Source organism: Pseudomonas sp. DCA-1 (assembly GCF_046523955.1).
Lineage (GTDB): Bacteria > Pseudomonadota > Gammaproteobacteria > Pseudomonadales > Pseudomonadaceae > Aquipseudomonas > Aquipseudomonas putida_Y.
On record NZ_CP169881.1, the window covers coordinates 2443976 to 2467799 of the forward strand.

Below are 23824 nucleotides of genomic sequence, written 5' to 3' on the forward strand. Positions count from 1 at the left end.
GTATTTTTCCTGTTCAAAGCGAGCCGATGCGATCCAGCGCGTGCTTGAGCTGCGCGCGGTCGAGTTGATCGAACGGCAGTGCGAAGAAGGCCTGGCAGCGAGATTCGATGCGGGCCAGTGTGGCCCGGAACGCCGCATCGACCGAAGCTTCGTCACCCACGACATCGGACGGGTCTTCCAGCCCCCAATGCGACTTCAGCGCAGGGCCGAAATACACCGGGCAGGCTTCGCCCGCGGCCTTGTCGCAGACGGTGATGACGATGTCAGGCGGGTTGCCCTCGAACGCATCGTTGCCTTTGCTGCTCAGGCCCTTGGTCGAGATATTGGCTTGCTGCAACGTGCTCAGGCTGCGTGGCAACACCTGGCCCTTGGGGAAGCTGCCAGAGCTGACCGCCTCGAAACCGGGCGGTGCCAGGTGGTTGAACATTGCTTCGGAAAGGATGCTGCGGCAGCTGTTGGCCGTGCACATGAACAGGACTCGCATGGAGGGCTCCTCCGCTGGGTGGCGAACGTCAGAGGCTCAGGCGCAGTGCCAGAGCAGAAAGGGTGATCAGCAAAACCGGTACCGTGAGCAGCAGGCCGACCTTGAAGTAGTAACCCCAGGTGATGCGCATGCCTTTACGCGCCAGCACATGCAGCCAAAGCAGCGTGGCGAGGCTGCCGATCGGGGTGATTTTCGGGCCAAGGTCGCAGCCGATGACATTGGCGTAGATCATCGCCTCACGTACCAGGCCCTCTGCGCCGCTGGCCTGGATCGACAATGCGCCGATCAGCACGCTGGGCATGTTGTTCATGACTGAGGACAGCAGCGCGGAGATCAACCCGGTGCCAATGGCCGCGCTCCACAGTCCCTGCCCGGCAAGCCAGTCCAGCAGATGGGTGAGCATGTCCGTAAGGCCGGCGTTCTTCAGGCCGTACACCACCAGGTACATGCCCAGAGAAAAGATCACCACCTGCCACGGCGCTTCCCGCAGCACGCGACGGGTTGAGATGCGGTGACCACGAGCGGCCACGGCAAAGAGGATTGCGGCGCAGACGGCGGCCACCGCACTGATCGGGATGCCCAGAGGTTCCAGTACGAACAGGCCTGCAAGCAACACCAGCAGCACCCACCAACCGACTTTGAAGGTGGCGTGGTCATGAATTGCCTCGCTCGGCGCCTTCAGCGCATCGAGCGCGTACTGCTTGGGGATATCACGACGGAAAAACAGAAAAAGCACCAGCAGGGTGGTCGCCACGCTGGCGATATTCACCGGCACCATCACCGATGCGTATTCGGCGAAGCCCAGGCCGAAGTAGTCGGCGGAGACGATGTTGACCAGGTTGGAAACCACCAGCGGCAGGCTTGCCGTGTCGGCAATGAAGCCTGCTGCCATGACAAAGGCCAGTGTCGCAGCAGGTGAGAAGCGCAGCGCGAGCAGCATCGACATGACGATGGGGGTGAGGATCAGCGCCGCACCGTCGTTGGCGAACAGGGCCGATACAGCGGCGCCGAGCAGTACGCAGAAGGCGAACAGGCGGTAGCCACCGCCGTTTGCCCAGCGCGCCACATGCAATGCGGCCCATTCGAAGAAACCTGCCTCATCCAGCAGCAAGCTGATGATGATGATCGCGATGAACGTGGCGGTGGCGTTCCAGACAATGGCCCATACGGCAGGGATGTCATGCAGCGAAACCACGCCTGTAGCCAGGGCAATGAGGGCGCCTAGCGCGGCGCTCCAGCCAACCCCGAGCCCCTTGGGCTGCCAGATGACCAATATGAGGGTGAACACGAAGACAGCAATGGCGGGCAGCATGAATATCTCGCTTGGTGATGATCAGCAGCAGGCCGAATCACGAACGGGGCGGCCGTCCATGTTCTTCAGCCGAAGGGCGTTGTCTGCCAGCCATTGCGAATTGGCTTGCAAGGTGACCTGCAGCATCTCGTGAACCCAGGAAGGCAGCTCCGGATTCAGGCGGTAATACACCCACTGGCCCTGACGGCGGTCCAGCAGCATGCCATTGCTGCGCAGTTGTGCCAGATGGCGACTGATCTTGGGCTGGCTGTCGTCCAGCGCGCACATCAGTTCGCAGACGCACAGTTCGCCCAGGCTGGCGATAAGCAGGGTGGCGCGAGCGCGGGTTTCGTCAGAGAGGCTCTTGAAGACATCGGGCGGAGTGATCATGGGGGCGCCTGAATATATGGAAAACCGAATATACGTATTACCATATGTACAGGCAAGCATTCTTGGGCGTGGGCACATGCAGCCCAGCATGGCCATGGCCCCTCCGGTCGACAAAAGCAGGGTTTTGGCAGGCTTCAGGCCCTGATGGCAATGCAGGGTGTATAGTGCCTGCTCGGGTGACTGTCGTTCAGTGGCTCATAACCGAGAGGCCAACATGTCCCAGACGTACCCCAACGCGGCCCAAAAAGCCCATGTGCGCATCTGCGAGCAGGTCGAGGCCTTCCTTCAGCATGGCGGCCGCATTCAGCAGGTAGCGATCGGTGTCACCGGTTACTCTGAAGGTGTCTCCAGGGCGCAATGGAAAAAAGGGCGCACTGCAAAGCCTTGAGAATGCCGGCAGCCGCCGTGAAACGTTCCTTTCAGGTAATGGTTCACGGCTTGTGCATTCGCGAAGCGGAGTACGGGGTGGTCATGAAAGCTGAGCCTTGCCTCGGAACCGGAACGCTATCAGAAGCCTTCCAGAACAATCTTGCCGCGTGCTTTCCCGCTCTCGATCAAGGCGTGAGCGCGTTTGAGGTGCTCGGCGTTGATGGTGCCGTAGTGCTCGCCGAGGGTAGTCTTGAGCACCCCATCATCGACCAGCTGTGAAATGCGATCGAGTAGTTGATGCTGCTTGATCATGTCCTCGGTCTGGTACAGCGAACGGGTGAACATGAGCTCCCAGTGCAGGGAAAGGGATTTGCGCTTGAGCGGCATGACATCCAGTTGTGCCGGGTCGTCGATCAGCGCGAGCTTGCCTTGTGGACGAAGCACTTCGACCAGTTGGGGGAGGTAGGTGTCGGTATGGGTCAGGCTGATCACATGATCGACCGGGTCCAACTTGAGCGCTTCCAGTTGATGGGGGATCGGTTTGGTGTGATCGATGACATGATGCGCCCCCAGCTCCTTGACCCAGGCTTGGGTTTCAGGCCTTGAAGCGGTGCCGATGACAACCAGCTGTGTGAGTTTGCTGGCGAGCTGGACCAGGATCGAGCCCACCCCGCCGGCGGCTCCGATCACCAGAAGGCTTTGGCCCTGGCCCCCGTTTTCCTCAATACCCAGGCGGTCGAACAGTAGCTCCCATGCGGTGATGGAAGTAAGGGGCAGGGCTGCGGCACTGGCGTTGTCCAGGCTGCGGGGTTTGTGTCCGACGATACGCTCGTCCACCACATGGCGCTCGCTGTAGCTGCCAGCACGGTCGATGGCACCGGCGTAGAAAACCTCATCGCCAGGTTGGAACAACGTGACCTCTGGCCCAATCTCGCGAACAACGCCAACCGCATCCCAGCCGAGAACCTGTGGTTGCTCACCGCCGCGGCTCGCGCGGATTTTCGTGTCGACCGGGTTGACAGCAATGGCCTTTACCTCGACCAGCAGATCCCGGGCTCCCGGCTTGGGTTCGGGCAACTGCGCGTCATACAACGACTGCGGGTCCTGGATCGGCAAACCGGGTTGGGTGTAAACGACAGCCTTCATTGGCGCAACCTCTTGGGTAGGGGAAAAGTGAGCTCAGGCTAGTCGTTTCGATTAAGGCGATAAACTGGCCAAATAGCGCAAGACTTTCTCTCCTACAGTGAAAATGGTGTGAGGCGCTCGTTACCAAGTGTAAGCGCCTCACGCGCAACGGTCAGCTGGCGCTGTACCGCGGTGCTAGCTGGTTGCTGGACAACTGACCGAACAAGGCCTGGCGGGCAGCTTCGTATTGGTCGAAGGCTTGCAGATCTTGCATTGACGGCAAGGAGATCAGCACCCCGTTGTCGAAGTCCTGCAGCGCACCGTCCACCAAGTCCTGGGCCGACATCACGATGCCGGGATCGAGGTTTTCGACCGGTAAGCCGCCGATTTGCCAGAAGTCAGTGGCGGTGGCCCCGGGCAGTACCGCCTGCACCTGCACCCCCTTGCCTTCCAGCTCCTTGTTCAAGGACTGGGTGAACGCAGTGACGTACGCCTTGCTGCCGCCGTAGACGCCGTTGAGCAGTTCTGGCGCCAGGCTGACGATGGACGAGATATTGATGATCGCCCCCCGCTCACGCGCCACAAAGCCAGGTACAGCCGCATAGGTCAGGCGGGTGAGGGCGGTCACGTTCAGGCTGATCATTTCGGCCATGCGCTCGACATCGCTTTCCAGCAGGCTGGTATGGGTGCCGATGCCGGCGTTGTTCACCAGCATGCTGATGCTGGCATCTTCGCGCAGTTTGCGTTCTACCTTGGCAAGGTCATCTGTATTGGCCAGGTCGGCCGGGAACACTTCCACATTCTGCCGGGTTTCGCTAGTAAGCCGGCCCGCCAATGCGTTAAGGCGTTCCCGGTTGCGGGCCACCAGTACCAAGTCATAACCACGGCGTGCCAACTGCTCTGCGTAGAGCGAACCGATGCCGGTGGAAGCGCCGGTAACAAGCGCGGTGCCTTTGAATGCCTGTGCCATGGTGATACTCCGTTGCTTTGAGTGGGTGGAGCCATGATGCAGAAGACGGTTGTTGTCTTAAAGGACGTATATGGTAGTGTTTCAGGACATTGCTCAGTGAGGTTCAACCATGCACCGGGTCGGCTATTTGTTAACCGAAGGCTTTCAGATCATGTCCCTGGCAACGCAAACCGTGTTCGAGTTTGCCAACATCGTCGCCGGCAAAGCGGTTTACAGGCTCGAGAACTTTTCTGTCGGTGGCGGCACGGTGCGCTCCTCGTTGGGGATGTCTGTCGAGACGCTGCCTTTGGCCGCCCCTGGTCTGGCTGACACCTGGATGGTGACGGGTACGCTGACGCCGTTGACACCGCCTGGTGAAGAGGTGCTGGCCAGCGTGCGGGGCTTCGTCGACGCTGCGCGGCGCACTGCGGGTCTTTGCACCGGCTGTTTCGTACTGGCACAGGCCGGGGTGCTGGATGGGCGGCGTGCTACAACCCACTGGGCCTACGCGAACAAGTTGCGTGAGTTGCACCCGAAAATCGACGTCGAGGAAGACCGGATCTTCATCGTCGATGGGTCGATATGGACGTCCGCCGGCATGACCGCCGCCCTGGACATGGCCCTGGGCATGGTGGAAAAGGATCTGGGCAACGAGATGGCCAGGTCGGTGGCGCACAAGATGGTCATGCATCAACGCCGTTCTGGTGGGCAGTCCCAACATTCCGAGTTGTTGTCGCTGTCGCCCAGGACTGACCGTATCCAGAGCGCGCTGGATTACGCGCGCGGTCACCTCAGCCGCCCATTGAGCGTGGAAGAGCTGGCCCAGGTGGCGCACCTGAGCCCTCGGCAGTTCACCCGTGTATTCACTGCCGAGACCGGGCAATCACCCGCCAAGGCCATCGAGGGCCTGCGGCTCGAGGCTGCCCGGCTGATGATCGAGCAGAGCCGGCACAGCCTGGAGGTGGTGGCCAAGGAAACCGGGTTCAGGGACCGCCGGCACATGCGCGAGGTGTTCATCCGTGGGTTTGGCGTCCCTCCTCAGGCGGTGCGAAGGGATGCTCGGCAAGTGTGACCTGCGCTTTCGTTGAAGCGCTTTTATTCTTGCGCCATCCCCTCAGGTTCATGACACACAACGCAAGCTGCAGCACAATCAAAGCCCAGGCCTGGGCATGCCACCCCCAGACTGACCACAGTATGTTGCTGGCGATAAAACAGCAGAAGCCCACCATGCGCCGTCCTGGACGGTGCGACCCGATACACCAGGCTGCCACCACCGTGACCAGCATGGCTGGCCACTCCAGTAAGTCGATCCAGCTCTCCATCGAAGCGAGTCCCAAACATTAATCCATGGCGCCAGGCCGGGTCGATCGTGCCCGACCTGGCCTGGCGCCTTTGATTCACGCGGCCCGTTGCTCACCCTTCAGTAGTTTTTTCTGGGCTTGCATGGCGAGCCCCAGCTCGTCCAGTTGGTCTTTTCCGAGCAGCTTTTTCGCGGTGGGAAAGAGCTCTTCTTCCTCTTCCTCGATGTGATGCTCAAGCAGCTCCTTCATCACCTTGACCCGACCGGCGAATTCAAGGGTGCCTGTTTGCGTATGTAGCAGATCAGGCAGCACCAGGGCGTCGACAGTCCGGTGTTCTTCCTTGGCTTCGTAATACATCTTGGCTTCCTCTTTACCACCGGCTTTCTTGATTGCCGGGTAGAGAATGTCCTCCTCCAGAGCGGTGTGGATCTGCAGTTCCTGCTCGATGCGATGCAGCAGTTCGGCGCGCTTCTTTACGGCACGCTCTGTGGTCGCACTGAGCTCTTCCAACAGCTTCTTGACCAATTTATGGTCTTGAACCAGCAGGTCGATAGCATTCATGGTGTCACCTCGTCGCGGGCGAATGAAAAATGGCTTGCATGGAGTTGAGTGGCAGTGGGCGGCAGGGTTCAATGGCGATGACGTCTGGCAGGGTGCGCTTCAGGGGCGGGGCTTGATACCGCTCTGCCAGAGGCACCGAGGCCCGCGTCAGCAAGCCCCGGCAGCACGTTCACAGAATAGGTTTGCCTCCTGTCACGGCGTAGCGCGAACCCGAGATGTAGCTGGCTTCATCGGACCCCAGCAAGACATAGATTGGCGCCACCTCGACAGGTTGACCCGGCCGCCCCATCGGGTAACCGGAACCGAAATTTCTCACCGCCTCATCAGGCATGGTGGCCGGTATCAGCGGTGTCCAGATCGGGCCGGGCGCGACGCTATTGACGCGAATGCCCTGCTTGCCCAGCAATTGCGCAAGGCCAGCAGTGAAATTGGCAATGGCCCCTTTGGTGGCCGCATAAGCCAACAAGCTGGGTGACGGGTCGTCAGAGTTGACCGAGCTGGTGTTGATGATCGAGCCGCCTTTTGGCATCGAGGGCAAAGCGCGTTGGCAGATGCGGAAAATGGCGGTGATGTTGGTATCGAAGGTCTTTACCCATTCATCGTCGTCAATGTCGTCCAGGCTTTCATGGGCCATCTGGAACGCGGCATTGTTGACCAGGATATCGATGCGACCAAACTGCGCCACGGTCTTGTCGACGATGTCATGGCAATGCTGTTTCTGTGCCAGGTCGCCGGGCAGCAGCAGGCACTGGCGGCCAGCCGCTTTGACCCAGCGCGCTGTTTCCTGCGCATCTTCGTGTTCATTCAGATAGGCAATGGCTACGTCAGCGCCTTCCCGGGCATAGGCAATCGCTACCGCACGGCCGATGCCGCTGTCAGCACCAGTTATCAAAGCAATCTTGCCTTCGAGGCGATTGTTGCCGGTGTAGCTCTGCTCGCCACAGTCCGGATACGGCTCCATCTTGCGCTGGGAACCTGGAACGCTTTGCGGTTGGGAGGCGAATGGAGGGGTAGGGTAGTCGCTCATGCTGGAAGCTCCTGCAGGTTGAAACGCTCATTTCCGTTCGAAAGGCGCGGCAAGCCAGTGTTGAAGTGGATCTTCGTGCTGAGCGACGAGCGGTTGATGCACCCACTTCCAGTGAATTTTTACCAACCGCATGGCTCTACCGCTGACGGGGCTTGCTGGCATGGGTGAGGCCCACGTTATCAAGGAGTCTGCAGTGCCTCGAATCATCACGCCTTCCACGCCGGAACATGAGATCGACCAGAGGAATGAAAGGATGTTCGGTACGCCCAAGGAGCGGCTGGATTTCTATCGGCGCGAAATTCAGTATGAGACCACCATCCTGGCCAACCGCACTGACGCTTATCTTGCTGCCCAGTCGTTCCTGGTGATTGCCTATGTGTCATCGATGGGCAACCTGAACCCAGGCTGGGGCGAGATGTTCACCTTGATGGTGCCGGCTTTTCTCGCACTGCTCGGCGTGCTCAGTACACTGAACGCCTGGCCTGGCATCCGCGCGGCCTTCCGGATTATCGAGCACTGGCAGATGAAGCAGAGCCACCTGCTGCGCAGCGAGCCGATGATGGGCCTTGCCTATGACGAGTCGCCACTGTTCTGCGAGGCCGAGACCTCTCAGGCAGGGCACCGTAAATCGCTGCTGTTTTCCTTGCGCACGCCCTGGATTTTCCTGTGCTTCTGGGTTTTGCTGGGCAGCTATTCGGTTTTCATCCAGCTGGCGTGATCAGCGCGTGCTGGTCGGTGCCATGGGCGACCAGCACGCGCTGAAGAGAATCAGGCTCAGCCTGCCAATGCCTTGATCAACTGCTCATTGAAGGCGGGGATGTCATCCGGCTGGCGGCTGGTGATGAGGTTGCCATCGACCACCACTTGTTCATCCAGCCACGTACCGCCCGCATTACGAATGTCATCTTGCAAGGTTTTGTAGCTGGTCATTCGCTTGCCTTTGGCCAACCCGCTCGATATCAGCAACCACGCGCCATGGCAGATGACCGCCAGCGGCTTGCCGGCCGCATCGTGGCTTTTAACCAGCTTCTGCGCGCCGGGAATCAAGCGAATCGTGTCCGAATTCTGCACACCGCCGGGCAGCACCAGGGCATCGTAGAGGTCAAGCTGCGCACTGTCGAAAGTCGCATCCACGCTGAACGCGTCGGCGGGTTCGTCATGGTTCCAGCCACGTACCGTGCCTTCTTTCTCGCTCAGGATATCGACTACCGCGCCGCTGTTTTCCAAGGCTTCACGCGGGCCGGTCAGTTCCACCTGTTCAAAGCCATCGGTGACCAGAAAGGCCACGCGCTTGCCGTTCAATTGTGCACTCATCATTTTCTCCTCATGCTGATAGGCCTTTCATAAGGGCCTGCAAACAGCAAGCAAAGTTCCTGCTCGATGCCTGGCGGTATGGGGAGAACCTGCTAACGGTTGCGCACGGTATCCAATGCAGGCGACCAGACCGTATGACCGCAACGTGAACATGCCAGGGTGTCATGAGGCTCATGGTAGGCCGGGAAACCACAGCTCACGCAGCAATGCAACCCGGCGCCGGGCGGCGATGTGTACTCCGGGCGATGCTCGACCGGCAGCACTGACAGGCCTGGGCGTGTGTCTTGCTGATCGTAGAAGTACAAACTGAGATCGCCATCGGTTTCCAGAAGGCCCAGTCGAACCTGGCCCAGGTGCTCGACACCTTGCTGGCGTAGCTCCATGAACAGCTCATTCGGTGAAATGTTCATGTGACGCAGCGAATGGATTTCGTACATGCCATCTTTCACTACCGTGATCGGCAGCCCGTCGATCCAGGCCTCGCAGGTTCTGTTTCGCCTCATGAGGTAGACCGTTCCTCGGTAAAGCATGAACAGCGTGAGGAAAACCAAGGCCACCGGAAGCAGCGGTACGTCCTCGTAAAAGGTCACATCGCCGGCAGCTGAGCCCAGGGTGAGAATGACCACGAGCTCGAACCGGGACAGCTGTCTGATCCCGCGCCGGCCACTGAATTTCAGAAAGAAGAACACGGCCAGGAAGGCCGCTGAAACACGCACAGCAACTTCCAGCAGAAAGGTAAAAGGGAAGTCGCCTATCAGCATCCGTTGCAGATCAAACGAAACCATTCGTTCCACCCTTCCTTCTGCCGTTGTCAGATAAAGGGTTGACCGTTCTCGCTCAGGGCTGGTTCATCGACTTGGCCTGCAACTCTCCGCGCGCGTCACCAGGGAATCGGCGTGCCATCCCACGCCCAGAACGTTCCGCTCTGCGCCGGGCCGTGACGGCTCACAAGTGCCAGGATGCAGGTGGCGGCAAACGCGGGCGAGAACAGTTTGCCCGGCGGCACATTGCCCTGAAAGGGTCGGGAAAGCTGGGTGTCGGTGGTGCCGGGATGCAATGCAAGTACCGTTGATGCGGGGTTCAGTCGCTTCAGCTCGATGCTTGCAGTGCGCAGAAGCTGATTGAGCGCGGCTTTGCTGGCACGGTAGCTGTACCACCCACCCAGGTGATTGTCGCCGATCGACCCAACCCGCGCCGACAAGGCGACGAAGGCCATCGGTTGCCGACGCAGCAGCGGCAGCAAATGCTTGAGCAGCAGAACAGGGGCGAAACAGTTGGTTGTGAAAGTGCTCAGCAACCCCGCCATGTCTAGCTGGGTCAGTGCTTTTTCAGCCCGCGCCGGGCCTTCTTGCAGCACGCCAAGCGTGCTGAAGACCAGGTTCAGCTGGTCGCAGCAGGCGCCCACCTGTGCTGCCAGAGTGTGCAGTGCCTGCTCGGATCGGGCGTCGCAATCGAGGCGAACCAACCGTCGCCCGTGCTCTGTGAACAAGGTATCCAGCGCAGGGCTGGTGGTGGCGCGTCGCGAAACGGCGAACACCAGCCCGATGTCATCGCGCGCCAGCAACTGCGTGCACAATGCCAGGCCAATCCCTTGGCTGGCCCCGCAGACCAGCACATTGGCGGGTGTGTGAAGGTCGTTGATCAGGCTCATCGGCGTGTCCTCTTGGCTGGGCGCTGGCGCTTCGTCCTGTGATGCCTGCCAACGTTCTTGCACATGGCAGGGGCGAGCTCACAGCAGGATATAGTCGCTGTACTGCCGTAAGCCGTCATGGGACCCTTCGATCAAGTGCACGTAACGGTCGTTCACCCAGTCGATCGGCAGGCAATCGTCGACGTCCAGTACCGCGTCGGTATGCGGCTTGAGCCAGTCTGCCTGCAGGCGCTGTTTGCCCAGTTGCCTGGCCTCGGCCTTGTCCTTCGCCACCACCAGCAGGTAGCGGTGTGCCTCGCCAAACACCCCGGGCTCGTAGCCGCCAAGGTTGATGAAGAACAACCTGGGATCGTGTGGGCCAGGCGCTACCTGACTGAATTCGAGGCGGTAGTGGTCAATACCGTCGACTTCCATCCATGCGTCGATGTGCAAGCCCGTTCGGCTCCCGAACCAGGCTTGGCGCAAATGTGGGTAGGCCTGTTCAAGTGAGTCCGCCTGGGTGAACAACACATCGTGGACCTCGATATTGGCCCGTGGGTGGCGTCCACCGAGCATGACGACGTACAGCATGAGCAATTCCTTCTATCTCGACTTTCATGGGTGTTCGATAACGGGGCGCGAGGCTTGCAGAAATATGCATGCTGGGCATTAAAAACTATACATGGCTCGTCAAATATCTGTACAAGCGTCTACTATTGTATAGTATTTAGCAAAGTGCTCGAGGTCAGAATGGCGCACCCTGCACGTTGGACCTGTCTGTGCCTGCTGCTAGCCGCCATGTCGTCGGCGGCAGACTGGCGAGCGGAGCTGCCTGCGGCGCAACGGCTGGGCGCCGGTGATTTCACCTGGTTTGGCCTGCGGCTGTATACCGCCCGGTTATGGGCAGTTGGCCCGGTTCAGGACTGGAACCAGCCGTTCGCCCTTGAGCTGCTTTATCACCGTTCATTGTCCAGGGACACGCTGGTCAAGGCCAGCCTCGAGGAAATGCAACGCCTGGGTGGCGGCAGCATGACGGCACAGCAACGCGCGGCATGGACCAGGGCGATTGAGCAGGCATTCGTGGACGTGAGCCCTGGCATGCGCATCACGGGCTTGTACCTGCCGGGGCAGGGTTGCCGCTTTTACGTCGACGGCAAACTGAGCCACGCGATCAACGATCCGGTGTTCGCCCGGGCCTTCTTCGCCATCTGGCTCGACCCGCGGGCCAGAGACCCCCAATTGCGTCAGCGGCTGCTTGGGCTGGCTGGCGATGACCGAGGAGCCTGAACATGTACAAAGCGCTGTTGCTGGCTGCCTGCCTGCTTCTGGGCAGTTGTGGCAATGTCGGTGTCGAGCACTATGCCCAGGAGCAGCCGAAGCTGGACCTGGCGGCGTTCTTCTCGCGCCCGGTTCAGGCGTGGGGGATGTTCCAGAAGCGTTCCGGGGAGGTGGTCAAGCGCTTCCATGTGCGCATCGACAGCCGCCGCGAGGGTGAGCGGCTGATCCTCGACGAACATTTTCTCTATAGCGATGGTACACGCCAGCAGCGGACCTGGACGCTGGTGCCGGACGGCCCCGGGCGCTGGCGGGGAACAGCGGGGGACGTGATCGGCGAGGCGCGTGGCGAAGTGGCGGGCAACGCGCTGCGATGGCGTTACCAACTGGACCTGCCGGTCGATGGGCGGCACTGGCAGGTAGACCTGGACGACTGGATGTACCTCATGGATGACGACACCCTGATCAACCGCTCGAGCATGAGCAAACTGGGCGTGGAGATTGGTCAGATCACCTTGTTCTTCCGCCGCCTGCCAGAGGGCACACCATGAACCTGAACGCGCTGACCCAGCTGGTTTCGACCGGCGAAGCCAAGGAACTTGAACTGCTGTCGCTGGAGGGGGGCTTCTATCTCCTGCGTGCCTTGACCGACGCCGGCCCCGTGACATTGAGCGATGCCCAGGGGCAGCCCGTGCGCGTGCGCTCCACGACCGAACTGCGGCAGTTGCTGGCCGACCTACCGCCGGTGCCGTGCATGCTGGTGCAGCAGGTGGTGCACGATGAGATGTGCGGGCAACGTGACGGCCCCATCGCACCGCTGCGCGTACCGGTAACGCTCACCAGCCAGTGGTAGCCCGGACGATGCGCCTGGGCTTGGTGCTGGGTGACCAACTGTCGTTCGACCTGGCAAGCTTGGCGTCCCTTGACCCTGCTCGCGATGCGGTCCTGATGGCGGAAGTGGAGGGGGAGGCCAGATACGTACCGCATCATCCGCTGAAGATCGTTCTCATCTTCAGCGCCATGCGCCATTTTGCCCAGGCCCTGCGTGAACGGGGTTGGCAGGTGCACTATGTCAAGCTGGACGCCGAGGGTAACAGCGGCAGCATCGTGGGTGAGTTGCGTCGTTGGCAACAAACCTTGGGCGCCACCCACATCCACCTGACCGAGTGCGGGGAGTGGCGCCTGGAGCAGGCCTTGCGTGATGCCGCACTGCCGCTTGTGTGGTTTCGCGACACGCGTTTTCTGTGCTCCCGTGAAGCCTTCGGGCGCTGGGCCACAGAACGTCGCCAGCTGCGTATGGAGCACTTCTACCGTGGCATGCGCAAGCGAACCGGCCTGCTCATGGAGCCTGACGGCAGCCCGGCAGGTGGGGCCTGGAATTTCGATGGCGACAATCGCAAGCCATTGCCACGGCAGCTGCGTGGCCCGTTCGCTGCGCATTTCGCGCAGGACGACATCACGGCAGCGGTGGTGGCCTTGGTGCGTCAGCGCTTCAGCGACCACTACGGGGGCGTCGACGGTTTCGACTACCCCGTGACCCACGCCGAGGCACAACAGTTGTGGCAGCATTTTCTGGATTTCGGCCTGGCGGCTTTCGGTGACTACCAGGACGCGATGGCCGAAGGCGAGCCGTACCTGTTTCATGCGCGCATCAGTGCGGCACTCAACATTGGGCTTCTGGATGTGCGTCGTCTGTGCGACGACGTCGACAAAGCCTGGCGCGAGGGGCGTGTGCCGCTCAATGCAGCCGAAGGCTTCATTCGCCAGCTGATCGGCTGGCGTGAGTATGTGCGTGGCATCTATTGGCAGCGCATGCCGGCGTATGCCGGGCTCAATCACCTGAACAACGACCGGGCGCTGCCAGCGTTCTACTGGACCGGGCGCACCCGCATGCGCTGCATGGCGCAAGCCATCGGGCAAACCCTGCGGTTGGGCTACGCTCACCATATTCAGCGGTTGATGGTTACCGGCAACTTCGCCCTGCTGGCCGGTATCGTGCCAACCGCGATTTGTGAGTGGTACCTGGCGGTCTACATGGATGCCTTCGAGTGGGTCGAACTGCCCAACACGCTTGGCATGGTGATGCACGCCGACGGCGGCTACCTGGGGTCCAAGCCGTATTGCGCCAGTGGTCGTTATATCCAGCGCATGTCCGATCATTGCAAGGCTTGCAGTTACAAGGTTGACCAGGTGACCGAAGAGGATGCCTGCCCGTTCAATGCCTTGTATTGGCATTTTCTCATTCGCCATCGCCCCCAGCTCTCGGCTAACCCGCGCCTGGCCCTGGTCTATCGCAGCCTCGATGGCATGCCCCCTGGCCGTCGCGATGCCGTGTGGCTACGTGGCCAGTCTTTGTTGGCGCGGCTTGATGCGGGGCAGGCGTTATGAAAAAGAGCTTTCTGCCCAGCAAGGTTTGCGTGGTGTGTGGCCGGCCATTCAACTGGCGCAAGCGTTGGGCTCGTTGCTGGGAGCAGGTGCGCTACTGTTCCGAGCGATGCCGCCGGTCAGCGCCTCGCCGCGACCCGCACCAGCAGCGGCAAGGCCAAAGCCCATATCGGCATCAGTAGCAGGCCGGTTTCCAGCGCGCCCAATGGCAAGGCGACATCTGCCAGCCTGGCGCCGCCTACATAGGCCAGAGGGCCGCCAATCGCCCCCAGTAGTGCAGCGCTTCGCCAGTGCCTGCCGGCCCATGCCAGGCTGTGACGCATACCGCTGGCCAGCACCAACCACAGCAGCGCTAGCCACAACGGCAGGGGCCTGGCGTCGAAACTGAACACACCCAGTGCTCCCAGCGCGCTGTCGAGCACGCAGCCGATAAAGGTAACGCGCAACAGAGCCTTGACCTCGGCATCGATGTCCGGGCACAGGCGCAGGTGCACAGCCACGCCCGGAATCACCAGCAGCAACAGCAAGGGCCGCTCGGCGCCCAGCACGCAGATCCACCAGCCGGCTTGCAGCCAGAGGGCATTGCCGATCAGCCAGCGGCTGGGCATCAGGCACCGCCAGGCAAGGGCGCGCGGCGTGCCTGGGGCGCTGCCCAGAGTAGGTGTGCTACGCCAATGGCGCGCTCCTCGAAACCGCCTTGGCAGTAGCAAAGGTAAAACTCCCACAGGCGCTGGAACATGTCGTCGTAGCCAAGGTCCGTCAGCGCGGTGCGAGCCTGACGCAGGTTTTCGCGCCAGTGCCGCAGGGTGTGGGCATAGTCCTGACCGAAATCCTCCATGTGCACAAGGTTAAGGCCAGTGTGCCGGCTGGCGGTGTCGAGCAACACGCTGAGCGAAGGCAGGGCGCCACCGGGGAAGATGTAGCGCTGGATAAAGTCGACCGAGCGCTGCGCCTGGGCATAGCGCTGGTCGCGGATGGTGATCGCCTGCAATAGCATCAGGCCTTCAGGCTTGAGTAGCGAGGCACACTGGCGGAAATATACCGGCAGGTAGCGATGGCCAACCGCTTCGATCATCTCGATCGAAACCAGTTTGTCGAACGTGCCTTGAAGGTCGCGGTAGTCTTCGCGGAGCACTTGCACACGCTGCTCCAGCCCCAGGGCCTGAACGCGCTTCAGGGTATGGCTGTACTGCGCCTCGGAGAGCGTCGTGGTGGTGACCCTGCAGCCGTAACGGGTGGCTGCGTGGATAGCGAGGCTGCCCCAGCCGCTGCCTATTTCCAGCAGGTGATCGTCAGGGCTCAGCTCGAGTTTTTGGCAGATGCGCTCCAGCTTGTGCAACTGAGCCTGCTCCAGTGATTGGTCAGGGTGCTCGAATTGCGCAGCCGAATACATCATGGTGGGGTCCAGCAGCCGCTCGAACAGGGCATTGCCCAGGTCGTAGTGCGCCAGAATGTTGCGCCGGGCACCGCGCTTGTCGTTGCGGTTGAGCCGGTGCAGCAGGCGCAGGGCAGGGCGGCCCAAGCGGGCCAGGCCGCCCTCGAGCGCGTCGAGCACTTCAAGGTTGGCGACGAACAGGCGGGTCACCAGCGCCAGCTCGGGGCTGCGCCAATAGCCGTGAATGTAGGCTTCGCCCGCACCGATCGAGCCATTGCCGGCGATCAGGCTCCAGGTGGCGTCATCGAGGATTTCCACCTCGGCCTGCAACGGGCTGTCGGCATCACCGAAACTCCACTGCTGCCCGTGGCTGAGCAGGCGCAGGTGGCCGTGACGCAGCTTGCCCAACTGGGCGAGCACGGCGCTTCGTGCCAGCCCGCCGAGCAGTGGCGCAAGGCCTGCGAACTTGCTAACGCTCAGGGTGGGATTCGACATCATCAAGGTCCTCGCAAGGTTGGCCAAGCGCCAGGTCACCCTGGCAGGCGGTGTGGTCATGCACGGGCGTGCGTTTGAGTAACAGACGGAGCGCTTGCCAGTAGATGGCCGAGACGGTGCGCAGGCTCATCCACGGGAAGTTCAGGACATACCGACGCAGCGCGGTTCCATCCAGTGGCGTGCGGCGCAAGGCGAGGTCGGCTTCGAACACCTTTGTGCCGCCTTGCCAGTTCTGCATGTGAATGCGCACATGGTCCGCGTCCAGGAAAAAGCGCAGGCGATAGTCCATGTCCAGCGGCATGAACGGCGACACATGGAAGGCCTTGCCGACGCTGAAGGGCCTGGCAAGGTTGCCTTGCACCGGTAGCACGTAATGAAAGCGTTCACGCCAGGGCGTGTTGCGCACTTCCATCAGGATCGCGGTCAGGCGCCCGTCTCGGTCATGGCAGAAATAGAAACTCACCGGGTTGAACGACAGCCCCCAGCAACGCAGTTGCGTGAGCAGCTGTACCCGGCCTTCGGGCAGGTGCCCCGTCGCCTGCCCCACCAGCAAGCGTGCAGCCTGGGCCAGCGATTCGCCTTGGCGGGTCTGAGCGGGCAGGTAGTCGGTCTCGCGCCAGCACAACGGCGCCAGGCGCCAGCGCCCCAGCCAGCGTGACAGGCCCATCAGCCAGGTTTGTTCGTCCAGGTCCAGGTAGAACATGCCGATCCGGTAGCGAAACGCGTGGACCCGCGGCGTCAGCCGACGGTGGCTGATCCAGCCCAGGCAGAGGCTGCTGTTCACAGTTGCTCTCCGAAATGCGCGGCCACTTTCAGTGCGCTGACCACCCCGTCTTCATGAAAGCCATTGCCCCAGTAGGCACCGCAGAAATAACTGTGCTGTTGCCCTTGCAGTTGCTCCTGGCACGCTTGCGCGGCGGACGCTGCAACGCTGTACTGGGGATGGGCGTACTGGAAGCGGGCGATGACCTGTGCCGGGTCTATCAGTGCGGTCTGGTTGAGGCTCACGCAGAAGGTTGTCGGTGCCTGGATACCTTGCAGAATGTTCATGTTGTAGGTCAGCGCGGCAGGAGCCTGCTCTGGGCCGCCCAGGCGGTAGTTCCAGCTGGCCCAGGCGCGCTGGCGGCGTGGCAGCAGACGAGTATCGGTGTGCAGCACCACGTCGTTACTGGCGTAACCGATGGCGCCGAGTACGGCGCGCTCCCGGGTACTGGGGCTTTCCAGCAGTGCCAGGGCCTGATCGCTGTGGCAGGCGAACACCACATTGTCGAAGCGTTCGGTGCCGGCCGCGCTCACGAGGGTCACGCCACCTTCGTCGCGGCTGACCCGGTAAACCTTGCAGTTGAGGCGGATGCGCTCAGAGAACGTTCGGCACAGCGGCGCGACATAGCTGCGCGAGCCGCCTTTGATCACCCGCCACTGTGGGCGTTGGTTGACCGACAGCAAGCCGTGGTTGCGACAGAAGCGCACAAAGAACTCAAGCGGGAAGTGGAGCATGTCTGCGCGAGACATCGACCAGATCGCCGACCCCATCGGCACGATGTAATGATCGATGAAGCGCTGCCCATAGTGATTCGCCTGAAGGTAGGCGCCCAGCGTGGTGCTGGCATCGATACGCTGGCTGTCCAGGTCGGCCAGTGCCTGACGGTTGAAACGCAGAATGTCCCGGATCATCCCCCAGAACCCTGGGGACACCAGGTTGCTGCGTTGGGCGAACAGTGTGTTCACGTCGTGGCCGTTATATTCCAGGCCCGTGATCGGGTCATGCACGGAAAAGCTCATCTCGGTCGGCTGCGAAGGGACCTTGAGCTGGTCGAGCAAGCGGATGAAGTGCGGGTACGTCCAGTCGTTGAAAACAATGAAACCGGTATCTATTGCATGGCGCTGGCCTTTCCAGACCACATCAAGGGTGTGTGTGTGCCCCCCAATCCATTGCTCGGCCTCGAAAACCGTGACTTCGTGCTTGCGTGACAGCAAATGGGCGCAGGTCAGCCCCGCGATGCCACTGCCGATGATTGCTATACGCATGGATCATCATTCCTGTTCATGACGGGCGAGGCGTTGGCCCAGCGCCAGGCGCAGGCGCGCGGGCAGCGCCCCGAGCAGGCGCAACACCCAGGTAAAAAGACCGGGGAAGTTGATTTCCAGGGGGCGGCGGGGCAGGCGCCTGGCGATATGCCGGGCGGCACGCTGCGCAGACCACAGCTGTGGCATGGGGAAATCGTTGCGGCGGGTCAGTGGTGTGTCTACGAAGCCTGGGCTTACCAGGGTGACCGCGATGCCTTCGCGAGCCAGGTCGATTCGCTGCGACTCCACCAGATAGCGCACCGCGGCCTTGGACGCGCCATAGGCGCCAGCACGGGGCAAGGCCAGCCAGGTTACCGAACTGCCCATCACCACCAGGTGGGGGCGTTGGCCGGCGCGAAGCAAGGGCAGTGCCGCCGCCAGGCAGTAGCTGACGCCCAGCAGGTTGGTGCGCATGACGCGCTCGACCAACGCCGGATCGAAATGCCCCGGCTCCAGGTATTCGCAGGTGCCGGCATTGAAAATGGCCATGTCCAGGCCTCCCCAGGCCTGCTCGATATGCGCAGCGATGCCGGCGACCTGCTCCGGGTTGTCAAGATCGCCAATCGCCAGCAATACCTGCCCGGGAAACCGTTCGGCCAGCGGGGCAAGGCGGTCGGCGTTGCGCCCGCCCAAGGCCACCTGGTGGCCTTGCTCCAGGAGGATTTGCGCGAGCGCGGCACCGATCCCGCTGCTGGCGCCGGTCAGCCAGCAGCGGCTCATGCCAGCCTGCCTTTGAGCCAGCGGATCGCAGTGCCCATGACGGGTAGGTGCTCATAAAGCAGGGTACCGGCGTCGAAATAGTCCTGGTGAAAATGCACACGGTCGCGCCAATGCAGGCAGCTGCAGCCTTGCAACGTGATCGGCTGGCCGCCGGCCAGGCGCGGGTGGCAAAACTGTAGCGTCCAACGCAGGTAGCCCTGCCCGGGCCTTACCTCGTCAGCGCTGGTGAAGGCGTAGCGGATATCGCTGGCGTTGGCGTACAACTGCTCGAAGTAGGCGCGCAGGGCCTGCAGCCCCTGTATCTGGTGCAGGGGGTCACGAAAGGTGACATCTTCGCTGTACAGTTTTTCCAGCGTGTCGAGGTTAGCCCCATCAAGGCGGGCGAAGCGCTCGGCGAATTGCTGTAAGTACGCTGACATACTGGGCTCCAGACAATCCTGTACAAAATCGTATTGCTGTACAGGTATAACTGAAGCCTAAGCCTTAATCTATACAAGTCAACGTTCTTGTATAGGTTTTTTTGTCAGCGCTTGGCCTGGCCCTGTTGCCGGCGCAGTTCCGTCACTTCAGCCTCCAGCTCGCGAACCCTTTCCTCGGCGAATACTTGCGCTGTGACATCGCGCTGGATGCCGATGTAGTAGGTCAGCTGGTCCGCCTCGTTGTGCACGGGTGTGATGGACAACTCATTCCAGAACAGGCTGCCGTCCTTGCGGTAGTTGCGCAGCACCTGGCAGCAGGGGCGGCCTTCGCGAATCGCTTCGCGGATGATTGCGATGCCCGGCTGGTCGTGATCCTCGCCCTGAAGAAAACGGCAGTCCTGATAAAGGATATCGTCGGCGCTATAGCCGGTCAGGCGCTCGAAGGCCGGGTTGACGTAGATAAGGATGCTCTCATTGCCTTCCTGTTCGGCGACGACGATGCCATCGTTGGAATGCTCGACCATCAGTTGCAGGAGTTTTGCGTTGATCATGGGGCTCACCTACAGACATTTCGTATGCGATGTGCGCCGAAGGCTTCAGTGCAGAAGCTTTTGGCGCTGTTTGTTGCATGATGAACCAAGGAGGCTCGCCGCAGAAGGTGCATCTGGGTTTAGAATATGCAACCACCTGGATGACCCCTCGTTATGACCGACGCCACCCCACCCGAATTGCTACCCATGCGCGATGTGGTCAGCCTGACCGGCATCAATCCGGTGACCTTGCGTGCCTGGGAGCGGCGTCATGGGTTGATACACCCGCAGCGCACCGAGGGCGGCCATCGCTTGTACACGGCCCAGGATGTGCAGCGCATACGTGACATCTTGCGCTGGACCGCCAACGGCCTGCCCATCAGCAAGGTTGGCGACAGGCTCGCCGGCCAGCCTGTGGCGCCTGTGCAGCAGCCCTCGGCCTTTGACGACTGGCGCGCCGCCGTTGCGCGTGCCTCCAAGGCATTCGATGCGCAGGCGCTGGAAGCTATACATGGACAGCTGTTCACACTTTTGCCAAAGGCCACTGTGCTGCAGGACGTGCTGATGCCGGTTTGGCATGAGCTGGCTTCAGGCACTGCGCCAGGCCAGCGTAGCCAATGGCTGTTTCTCGATACGTTCTTGCGCGCCCGCCTGCTGCTGCGCTTGCAGATGAACCAGGCCGATGCGCCACGGGTGCTGCTGGCAGGTACCGAGGGGCAAGCCGAATGCCAGGTGTTGTGCGCCGGGCTGCTGTTGAGCAGCGAGCGACAACGCATCGAAGTGCTCGGCTGCGGGCAGCCCCTGGAAGAGCTCCCGCTGCTGTGTGCGGCGATGCAGCCTGCGGCACTGGTGATCGCGCTGCAGCCACCGGTGAGCCTTGCCTTGGCCAAGCGCTTGCGCTCGCTGCAGATGGAAATTGCTTGTCCGCTGGCCTTGACAGGCGAGGGGCTGGCCGGTGTGCAGGCTGCCTTGCACGGGCTGCCGGTGTGCCTGCTGGACGAGCATGGTGCTGACGTCGCGCGCGTGCTTGACGCCTTGCTCCGAGGGGCGCTGGACCTTTGAGTTTGGTTCTGCGCCGTGCTCAAAGTGGTTGGGTGCATAGCGGGTTGGTGATGGGGGCGCTGCTCGGCACGCTTTGGACCCCTATCGGTTTCACCGTCTCCAATGCCCTGGTGGCGCTCTATAGGCCGGTGATCGACCGGCACCCGAGGCCTCATTGCTCACGCGGTGTTTTCAGGTTTGGACGGGACCGCGTGCCACTGCTCCTTGGGCACCCATTTAGGTTGCTCGGGATCGCCCAGGTAGTGAGGCGACATGATTTGCACGCCATACTCGTTGAACACGTCCTGGATATTGGCGTGCAACAGGCTCAGTAGCTGCGCGCGTGGCCTGGGCTCAGATGGAATGGCCTGTGCCACTAATCGATACTCGGGGTAGAAGTCTGACAGCGCCGTCTGGAATACCTGGGGCGCGGGCGTTTGCAGCACGCCTTCGGTGCGCCGAGCCGCTTCCAGCAACATCGCCTCGACCTGACGCCAGGGGGTGTCGTAGCCGATGGTCACCACGGTATCGACCACATAGCCTGGCCCTTCCACGATACGCGAGTAGTTCTTGGTCACCGAGCCGGTAATCATTGAATTGGGAAGTGTCAGCACTTCGCCAAGCCCGGTGCGTATGGTTGTGGTGAAGATGCCCACTTCGGTCACCGTGCCCTCGTAATCGCCCACACGTACAAACTCACCGACGCGCATCGTGCGTGTGTAGGTAAGGATCAATCCGGCGGCCCCTTGGCCGATGACACTGGTCGCCCCCAGTGAAATCATCAGACCGAGCAACACCGAGAGACCCTTGAAGGCATCGGTACCCGAGCCGGGTAGATAGGGGTAGGCCATCACCAGGGCGAATAGCCAGATCGCCAGCGACGTCAGGCGCATGGTCGGTTGCAAGGTTTCGGCGGTCAGCCATTTCAACGTGCCTGGGCGTGCCATGCGCCTTAGCACACGTTTGGAGAAGGCGCTGATACCACGGGCGATGAAGAAGATCGACAGCGCAACTACCAGGCCGGGCATGGCACGTAAAATGCCGCTGACCAGGTAGTTGAGCAGTTCCATCAGGTGGATATTGAGGCTTTCACCCCAAGACCTTGTGTAGGGGAACTGGGACAGCACGAAGCCCAGCCACTGGTAGCAGAACAACAACACGACCAACCAGTACAGCAGCCAGAGTGAGCGGTCGATCAGGTAGTACAGGTTCTGCAGGTCGAACAGTTGCGTATGGCCGACCTTGAGGCGCTCGGAGTGTTTGCCCATCAGTTTGGGCAGCAGTCCCAAGAGCTTGCGTCGACAGTAGCCTGCGGCCTTTACCAGCATGAAGAACACCAGGGTTGCCGCAGCGCTGTAGCCTATCGCAGTGAGCAAAAAGCGCAGACTACGCGCCTGACGGGTTTCCTCGACGACAAGGCGCAGGTTCTCGGCGGCCTGCTCGGCAGCTTCGCCTGCTGTAATGCTATCGGCCGCAGCATCCAGCGGCGTCACGATGAATGCACGGCGCCCGCCCAGCAGCACCAGGTAGCTGTGCAGAATAGGGTCTACGCGAACCTCCAGGTCGTTTGTTTCCTGGAGTGTTTCCTCGATGACCTTCTTGGCGCGCTGGGCGCGCACCTTGGGTGTTTCGCCCAGCAGCGTCGCACGAAAGACCAGCACCGTGCGGTTGATGACGGTCAGCGGAGCGGGCTCGGCAATCACACCCTCGACCTCTGGCCCGGACTGAGGGGTGTCCGCATGGAGCAGGGGCGAGAACAGCAAGTGGGTCAGTAGCAATAGCCAAGCAGCCCGTCCGAACCTGCGCTTCTTGCCCATTTAACAGCCCCTGTGCCGGCGTGTGGATTGCTACCAGCATAGTCGGCTTCAGCCAGCATTCAGTGGCTTAGTTCGCGGGCAAGAGGATCACGAAGTTCTTCTTCATGTCCTCCACTACGGTCCATTTGCCCTTGGCGCCCGGTTCGATAATGAACGTGTCGCCAGCGGCCAGTTTGACCGGGGCGCAACCCTCAAGCTCGATGATGCAGCATCCACTTAAAACGTGGCAGAACTCCCAGACTTTGTAGTCAATACGCCACGCCCCGGTGCTGGCTTCCCATTCTCCGGAAATACGACCTTGCTGTTCATCGTGATAGTACTTGGACGTCAGCGTGTGAGGGGTACCTTCCAAAACTTCTTCAAAGAAGGGCAGGTCGCGCAGCGGTTGGATATCCAGTTCGCGGAACACGGTCAGTTTCTGGTTCATGGCTGTTTCTCGAGCACGTTGTGAGTAGGGCGATACATTAAATAGGCTTCACCGGTTACACCGAGCATCGGGTGCGGAACGATCTGGCAGGTTTTCACGATCTGAAATCCATGACGTTCGTAGAAGCGGCGTGCACCGTGGTTTTCTGCGTAATCGATCAGGCACAACCCATCGAGGCCAGCGTCGTCAGCGCGCTGCTGGGCGTGGCGAAGAAACTGGGCGCCCAGCCCCTGGCTCCGCCAGGCCTCATCCAGTGCCAGGCTGGATATGTACAAGGTATCGGGTATTTCCATGTCGGAATAAGGCGCGAGGACGGGGTCGGTCTCGGCTGGCCTGTCAGGCGTCGCGCGCAAGACATAGCTATGCATCATGCCGATGACGCGCCCTTCGAAAGTGGCCATCAGGCAGTTCTTGTATGAAAAGTCGCCCTGTTCTCTGGCATAGCGAGACGCACCGACACTCAGCAGTGCTTCTCCGGGGGCAGCGAGCTTGCTCCATATGTAATCGGCCATGCCCTCCGATGTCAGTTGAAAGAAGCGCGCAATATCATGCGCGTCCGAGACTCGAGCGGGTCTGAAGTCGATAGACATGTACAGTGCTCCCAAGGGGCCGCGTGGTCAGTTTGCAAGGCTTAAGCCTTTGGCTGCGGGGCAGGGTAGACGGTTTCAGCGGTTCCCATGATGCTCTGCGCGAACACCATCAACACGGCGTGCGACACTGCCCTCATGCCCACATGCACGTGGCGCTATAAAAGGTTCGGGTTGGCTTGGGTAATGGATCGTGCAAACCATTTCAAACCGCCGACGAAGCCTCTGTGCAAAGCGTCCGTAAA

At 61.1% G+C, this 23824-nt stretch carries 31 protein-coding genes; 9 read left to right on the plus strand and 22 right to left on the minus strand.

Features of this window, described 5'->3' with window-relative positions; translation table 11 throughout:
• Positions 1 to 13: 13 nt before the first annotated feature.
• From ACE4QZ_RS11440 to ACE4QZ_RS11450, 3 genes are read right to left on the minus strand one after another with little or no spacing between them, the layout of a single operon-like run.
• Entirely contained in the window at positions 14 to 484 is a 471-nt protein-coding gene (locus ACE4QZ_RS11440) for an arsenate reductase ArsC (protein WP_021782271.1), read from the minus strand.
• A gap of 28 nt (positions 485 to 512) precedes the next feature.
• A complete protein-coding gene (locus tag ACE4QZ_RS11445; protein WP_021782272.1) occupies positions 513 to 1796 on the minus strand; it encodes an arsenic transporter in 1284 nt (427 codons plus the stop codon).
• Positions 1797 to 1817: 21 nt separating this feature from the next.
• Positions 1818 to 2165 carry a metalloregulator ArsR/SmtB family transcription factor gene (locus ACE4QZ_RS11450; protein WP_021782273.1) on the minus strand — a complete coding sequence of 116 codons (348 nt, stop codon included), beginning with the start codon at positions 2163 to 2165 and terminating at the stop codon, positions 1818 to 1820.
• A 214-nt stretch (positions 2166 to 2379) separates the two neighbouring features.
• Here ACE4QZ_RS11450 and ACE4QZ_RS11455 point away from each other — a divergent pair, with 214 nt between their 5' ends.
• Positions 2380 to 2553, plus strand: coding sequence for a hypothetical protein (locus tag ACE4QZ_RS11455; protein WP_021782274.1), 174 nt, complete (start codon positions 2380 to 2382; stop codon positions 2551 to 2553).
• Positions 2554 to 2672: 119 nt separating this feature from the next.
• Here the strand turns inward: ACE4QZ_RS11455 and ACE4QZ_RS11460 are convergent, their stop codons facing one another.
• Complete coding sequence (locus tag ACE4QZ_RS11460; protein ID WP_279934960.1) at positions 2673 to 3680, minus strand: zinc-binding alcohol dehydrogenase family protein; 1008 nt, start codon at positions 3678 to 3680, stop codon at positions 2673 to 2675.
• A 151-nt stretch (positions 3681 to 3831) separates the two neighbouring features.
• Positions 3832 to 4629 carry an SDR family NAD(P)-dependent oxidoreductase gene (locus ACE4QZ_RS11465; RefSeq protein WP_275966641.1) on the minus strand — a complete coding sequence of 266 codons (798 nt, stop codon included), beginning with the start codon at positions 4627 to 4629 and terminating at the stop codon, positions 3832 to 3834.
• 109 nt (positions 4630 to 4738) lie between these two features.
• On the opposite strand from ACE4QZ_RS11465, the gene ACE4QZ_RS11470 reads away from it, so the two are divergent.
• Complete coding sequence (locus tag ACE4QZ_RS11470; protein ID WP_275966642.1) at positions 4739 to 5680, plus strand: GlxA family transcriptional regulator; 942 nt, start codon at positions 4739 to 4741, stop codon at positions 5678 to 5680.
• Here the strand turns inward: ACE4QZ_RS11470 and ACE4QZ_RS11475 are convergent.
• From ACE4QZ_RS11475 to ACE4QZ_RS11485, 3 genes are all read right to left on the minus strand, one after another.
• Positions 5622 to 5930 carry a hypothetical protein gene (locus tag ACE4QZ_RS11475; RefSeq protein WP_103444543.1) on the minus strand — a complete coding sequence of 103 codons (309 nt, stop codon included), beginning with the start codon at positions 5928 to 5930 and terminating at the stop codon, positions 5622 to 5624. The two genes, ACE4QZ_RS11470 and ACE4QZ_RS11475, sit on opposite strands and share 59 nt — an antisense overlap.
• Before the next feature lie 75 nt (positions 5931 to 6005).
• Positions 6006 to 6470, minus strand: coding sequence for a hemerythrin domain-containing protein (locus ACE4QZ_RS11480; RefSeq protein WP_021782279.1), 465 nt, complete (start codon positions 6468 to 6470; stop codon positions 6006 to 6008).
• 169 nt (positions 6471 to 6639) lie between these two features.
• Positions 6640 to 7497 carry a glucose 1-dehydrogenase gene (locus ACE4QZ_RS11485; RefSeq protein WP_021782280.1) on the minus strand — a complete coding sequence of 286 codons (858 nt, stop codon included), beginning with the start codon at positions 7495 to 7497 and terminating at the stop codon, positions 6640 to 6642.
• A gap of 193 nt (positions 7498 to 7690) precedes the next feature.
• Here ACE4QZ_RS11485 and ACE4QZ_RS11490 point away from each other — a divergent pair, with 193 nt between their 5' ends.
• The gene (locus tag ACE4QZ_RS11490) at positions 7691 to 8215 is read left to right on the plus strand and encodes a hypothetical protein (RefSeq protein WP_103469753.1); all 525 of its coding nucleotides are present in this window, start codon (positions 7691 to 7693) and stop codon (positions 8213 to 8215) included.
• A gap of 56 nt (positions 8216 to 8271) precedes the next feature.
• On the opposite strand, the gene ACE4QZ_RS11495 is transcribed toward ACE4QZ_RS11490, so the two are convergent.
• The 4 genes from ACE4QZ_RS11495 to ACE4QZ_RS11510 all read right to left on the minus strand — a co-directional run bounded on the left by ACE4QZ_RS11495 (position 8272) and on the right by ACE4QZ_RS11510 (position 11032).
• On the minus strand, positions 8272 to 8811 hold the full coding sequence (locus ACE4QZ_RS11495) for a type 1 glutamine amidotransferase domain-containing protein (RefSeq protein WP_028697242.1): 540 nt from the start codon (positions 8809 to 8811) through the stop codon (positions 8272 to 8274).
• Positions 8812 to 8903: 92 nt separating this feature from the next.
• Positions 8904 to 9596 (minus strand): DUF421 domain-containing protein, encoded by a 693-nt coding sequence (locus ACE4QZ_RS11500; RefSeq protein WP_275966643.1) that lies wholly within the window; start codon positions 9594 to 9596, stop codon positions 8904 to 8906.
• Positions 9597 to 9691: 95 nt separating this feature from the next.
• A complete protein-coding gene (locus tag ACE4QZ_RS11505; RefSeq protein ID WP_103444541.1) occupies positions 9692 to 10462 on the minus strand; it encodes an SDR family NAD(P)-dependent oxidoreductase in 771 nt (256 codons plus the stop codon).
• Positions 10463 to 10540: 78 nt separating this feature from the next.
• The gene (locus ACE4QZ_RS11510; protein ID WP_103444540.1) at positions 10541 to 11032 is read right to left on the minus strand and encodes a DUF1543 domain-containing protein; all 492 of its coding nucleotides are present in this window, start codon (positions 11030 to 11032) and stop codon (positions 10541 to 10543) included.
• A 159-nt stretch (positions 11033 to 11191) separates the two neighbouring features.
• Between ACE4QZ_RS11510 and ACE4QZ_RS11515 the strand changes: the two genes are divergently transcribed.
• The 5 genes from ACE4QZ_RS11515 to ACE4QZ_RS11535 are packed head-to-tail and all read left to right on the plus strand — an operon-like array spanning position 11192 to position 14283.
• Positions 11192 to 11728, plus strand: a complete 537-nt coding sequence (locus tag ACE4QZ_RS11515) for a chalcone isomerase family protein (RefSeq protein ID WP_279934961.1) — start codon at positions 11192 to 11194, stop codon at positions 11726 to 11728.
• 2 nt (positions 11729 to 11730) lie between these two features.
• The gene (locus ACE4QZ_RS11520) at positions 11731 to 12267 is read left to right on the plus strand and encodes a DUF3833 domain-containing protein (RefSeq protein ID WP_019751189.1); all 537 of its coding nucleotides are present in this window, start codon (positions 11731 to 11733) and stop codon (positions 12265 to 12267) included.
• Entirely contained in the window at positions 12264 to 12569 is a 306-nt protein-coding gene (locus ACE4QZ_RS11525) for a DUF6482 family protein (RefSeq protein WP_021782287.1), read from the plus strand. The genes ACE4QZ_RS11520 and ACE4QZ_RS11525 overlap by 4 nt, the downstream gene beginning before the upstream one ends.
• Positions 12570 to 12577: 8 nt before the next feature.
• Complete coding sequence (locus ACE4QZ_RS11530; protein WP_279934962.1) at positions 12578 to 14104, plus strand: cryptochrome/photolyase family protein; 1527 nt, start codon at positions 12578 to 12580, stop codon at positions 14102 to 14104.
• Positions 14101 to 14283 carry a DUF2256 domain-containing protein gene (locus tag ACE4QZ_RS11535; RefSeq protein ID WP_080671086.1) on the plus strand — a complete coding sequence of 61 codons (183 nt, stop codon included), beginning with the start codon at positions 14101 to 14103 and terminating at the stop codon, positions 14281 to 14283. The genes ACE4QZ_RS11530 and ACE4QZ_RS11535 overlap by 4 nt, the downstream gene beginning before the upstream one ends.
• Here the strand turns inward: ACE4QZ_RS11535 and ACE4QZ_RS11540 are convergent.
• The 7 genes from ACE4QZ_RS11540 to ACE4QZ_RS11570 form a co-directional block, all read right to left on the minus strand.
• Positions 14221 to 14709: a DUF2878 domain-containing protein gene (locus tag ACE4QZ_RS11540; protein WP_021782289.1), complete on the minus strand. Its 489-nt coding sequence runs from the start codon at positions 14707 to 14709 to the stop codon at positions 14221 to 14223. The genes ACE4QZ_RS11535 and ACE4QZ_RS11540 overlap by 63 nt on opposite strands.
• Positions 14709 to 15971, minus strand: a complete 1263-nt coding sequence (locus ACE4QZ_RS11545; RefSeq protein WP_021782290.1) for an SAM-dependent methyltransferase — start codon at positions 15969 to 15971, stop codon at positions 14709 to 14711. Before ACE4QZ_RS11545 ends, ACE4QZ_RS11540 begins: the two co-directional genes overlap by 1 nt.
• Positions 15946 to 16755 carry a DUF1365 domain-containing protein gene (locus ACE4QZ_RS11550; RefSeq protein ID WP_021782291.1) on the minus strand — a complete coding sequence of 270 codons (810 nt, stop codon included), beginning with the start codon at positions 16753 to 16755 and terminating at the stop codon, positions 15946 to 15948. The genes ACE4QZ_RS11545 and ACE4QZ_RS11550 overlap by 26 nt, the downstream gene beginning before the upstream one ends.
• Positions 16752 to 17999 carry an NAD(P)/FAD-dependent oxidoreductase gene (locus ACE4QZ_RS11555; protein WP_021782292.1) on the minus strand — a complete coding sequence of 416 codons (1248 nt, stop codon included), beginning with the start codon at positions 17997 to 17999 and terminating at the stop codon, positions 16752 to 16754. Before ACE4QZ_RS11555 ends, ACE4QZ_RS11550 begins: the two co-directional genes overlap by 4 nt.
• Before the next feature lie 6 nt (positions 18000 to 18005).
• A complete protein-coding gene (locus ACE4QZ_RS11560) occupies positions 18006 to 18758 on the minus strand; it encodes an SDR family NAD(P)-dependent oxidoreductase (RefSeq protein WP_274101561.1) in 753 nt (250 codons plus the stop codon).
• Complete coding sequence (locus tag ACE4QZ_RS11565) at positions 18755 to 19177, minus strand: nuclear transport factor 2 family protein (protein WP_279934963.1); 423 nt, start codon at positions 19175 to 19177, stop codon at positions 18755 to 18757. The genes ACE4QZ_RS11560 and ACE4QZ_RS11565 overlap by 4 nt, the downstream gene beginning before the upstream one ends.
• A 104-nt stretch (positions 19178 to 19281) precedes the next feature.
• Entirely contained in the window at positions 19282 to 19728 is a 447-nt protein-coding gene (locus ACE4QZ_RS11570; RefSeq protein WP_021782295.1) for a PAS domain S-box protein, read from the minus strand.
• A 153-nt stretch (positions 19729 to 19881) separates the two neighbouring features.
• On the opposite strand from ACE4QZ_RS11570, the gene ACE4QZ_RS11575 reads away from it, so the two are divergent.
• The gene (locus tag ACE4QZ_RS11575; protein ID WP_021782296.1) at positions 19882 to 20769 is read left to right on the plus strand and encodes a MerR family transcriptional regulator; all 888 of its coding nucleotides are present in this window, start codon (positions 19882 to 19884) and stop codon (positions 20767 to 20769) included.
• 158 nt (positions 20770 to 20927) lie between these two features.
• Here the strand turns inward: ACE4QZ_RS11575 and ACE4QZ_RS11580 are convergent, their stop codons facing one another.
• From ACE4QZ_RS11580 to ACE4QZ_RS11590, 3 genes are all read right to left on the minus strand, one after another.
• A complete protein-coding gene (locus tag ACE4QZ_RS11580) occupies positions 20928 to 22565 on the minus strand; it encodes a mechanosensitive ion channel family protein (RefSeq protein ID WP_021782297.1) in 1638 nt (545 codons plus the stop codon).
• Between the two features lie 67 nt (positions 22566 to 22632).
• Positions 22633 to 22992: a cupin domain-containing protein gene (locus tag ACE4QZ_RS11585; protein WP_021782298.1), complete on the minus strand. Its 360-nt coding sequence runs from the start codon at positions 22990 to 22992 to the stop codon at positions 22633 to 22635.
• Complete coding sequence (locus tag ACE4QZ_RS11590) at positions 22989 to 23582, minus strand: GNAT family N-acetyltransferase (RefSeq protein WP_021782299.1); 594 nt, start codon at positions 23580 to 23582, stop codon at positions 22989 to 22991. Before ACE4QZ_RS11590 ends, ACE4QZ_RS11585 begins: the two co-directional genes overlap by 4 nt.
• Between the last annotated feature and the right edge of the window lie 242 nt (positions 23583 to 23824).

Bases quoted from the DNA above. Each gene is read 5' to 3' on its own strand.
- ACE4QZ_RS11460 (WP_279934960.1), bottom strand. From the start codon at position 3,680: ATGAAGGCTGTCGTTTACACCCAACCCGGTTTGCCGATCCAGGACCCG.
- ACE4QZ_RS11585 (WP_021782298.1), bottom strand. From the start codon at position 22,992: ATGAACCAGAAACTGACCGTGTTCCGCGAACTGGATATCCAACCGCTG.
- ACE4QZ_RS11440 (WP_021782271.1), bottom strand. From the start codon at position 484: ATGCGAGTCCTGTTCATGTGCACGGCCAACAGCTGCCGCAGCATCCTT.
- ACE4QZ_RS11545 (WP_021782290.1), bottom strand. From the start codon at position 15,971: ATGTCGAATCCCACCCTGAGCGTTAGCAAGTTCGCAGGCCTTGCGCCA.
- ACE4QZ_RS11475 (WP_103444543.1), bottom strand. From the start codon at position 5,930: ATGGAGAGCTGGATCGACTTACTGGAGTGGCCAGCCATGCTGGTCACG.
- ACE4QZ_RS11505 (WP_103444541.1), bottom strand. From the start codon at position 10,462: ATGAGCCTGATCAACGACCTTCACACACCCGCCAATGTGCTGGTCTGC.
- ACE4QZ_RS11465 (WP_275966641.1), bottom strand. From the start codon at position 4,629: ATGGCACAGGCATTCAAAGGCACCGCGCTTGTTACCGGCGCTTCCACC.
- ACE4QZ_RS11445 (WP_021782272.1), bottom strand. From the start codon at position 1,796: ATGCTGCCCGCCATTGCTGTCTTCGTGTTCACCCTCATATTGGTCATC.
- ACE4QZ_RS11500 (WP_275966643.1), bottom strand. From the start codon at position 9,596: ATGGTTTCGTTTGATCTGCAACGGATGCTGATAGGCGACTTCCCTTTT.
- ACE4QZ_RS11470 (WP_275966642.1), top strand. From the start codon at position 4,739: ATGCACCGGGTCGGCTATTTGTTAACCGAAGGCTTTCAGATCATGTCC.
- ACE4QZ_RS11590 (WP_021782299.1), bottom strand. From the start codon at position 23,582: ATGTCTATCGACTTCAGACCCGCTCGAGTCTCGGACGCGCATGATATT.
- ACE4QZ_RS11580 (WP_021782297.1), bottom strand. From the start codon at position 22,565: ATGGGCAAGAAGCGCAGGTTCGGACGGGCTGCTTGGCTATTGCTACTG.
- ACE4QZ_RS11520 (WP_019751189.1), top strand. From the start codon at position 11,731: ATGTACAAAGCGCTGTTGCTGGCTGCCTGCCTGCTTCTGGGCAGTTGT.
- ACE4QZ_RS11510 (WP_103444540.1), bottom strand. From the start codon at position 11,032: ATGCTGTACGTCGTCATGCTCGGTGGACGCCACCCACGGGCCAATATC.
- ACE4QZ_RS11480 (WP_021782279.1), bottom strand. From the start codon at position 6,470: ATGAATGCTATCGACCTGCTGGTTCAAGACCATAAATTGGTCAAGAAG.
- ACE4QZ_RS11495 (WP_028697242.1), bottom strand. From the start codon at position 8,811: ATGAGTGCACAATTGAACGGCAAGCGCGTGGCCTTTCTGGTCACCGAT.
- ACE4QZ_RS11540 (WP_021782289.1), bottom strand. From the start codon at position 14,709: ATGCCCAGCCGCTGGCTGATCGGCAATGCCCTCTGGCTGCAAGCCGGC.
- ACE4QZ_RS11565 (WP_279934963.1), bottom strand. From the start codon at position 19,177: ATGTCAGCGTACTTACAGCAATTCGCCGAGCGCTTCGCCCGCCTTGAT.
- ACE4QZ_RS11535 (WP_080671086.1), top strand. From the start codon at position 14,101: ATGAAAAAGAGCTTTCTGCCCAGCAAGGTTTGCGTGGTGTGTGGCCGG.
- ACE4QZ_RS11455 (WP_021782274.1), top strand. From the start codon at position 2,380: ATGTCCCAGACGTACCCCAACGCGGCCCAAAAAGCCCATGTGCGCATC.
- ACE4QZ_RS11525 (WP_021782287.1), top strand. From the start codon at position 12,264: ATGAACCTGAACGCGCTGACCCAGCTGGTTTCGACCGGCGAAGCCAAG.
- ACE4QZ_RS11450 (WP_021782273.1), bottom strand. From the start codon at position 2,165: ATGATCACTCCGCCCGATGTCTTCAAGAGCCTCTCTGACGAAACCCGC.
- ACE4QZ_RS11515 (WP_279934961.1), top strand. From the start codon at position 11,192: ATGGCGCACCCTGCACGTTGGACCTGTCTGTGCCTGCTGCTAGCCGCC.
- ACE4QZ_RS11575 (WP_021782296.1), top strand. From the start codon at position 19,882: ATGACCGACGCCACCCCACCCGAATTGCTACCCATGCGCGATGTGGTC.
- ACE4QZ_RS11560 (WP_274101561.1), bottom strand. From the start codon at position 18,758: ATGAGCCGCTGCTGGCTGACCGGCGCCAGCAGCGGGATCGGTGCCGCG.
- ACE4QZ_RS11555 (WP_021782292.1), bottom strand. From the start codon at position 17,999: ATGCGTATAGCAATCATCGGCAGTGGCATCGCGGGGCTGACCTGCGCC.
- ACE4QZ_RS11570 (WP_021782295.1), bottom strand. From the start codon at position 19,728: ATGATCAACGCAAAACTCCTGCAACTGATGGTCGAGCATTCCAACGAT.
- ACE4QZ_RS11485 (WP_021782280.1), bottom strand. From the start codon at position 7,497: ATGAGCGACTACCCTACCCCTCCATTCGCCTCCCAACCGCAAAGCGTT.
- ACE4QZ_RS11530 (WP_279934962.1), top strand. From the start codon at position 12,578: ATGCGCCTGGGCTTGGTGCTGGGTGACCAACTGTCGTTCGACCTGGCA.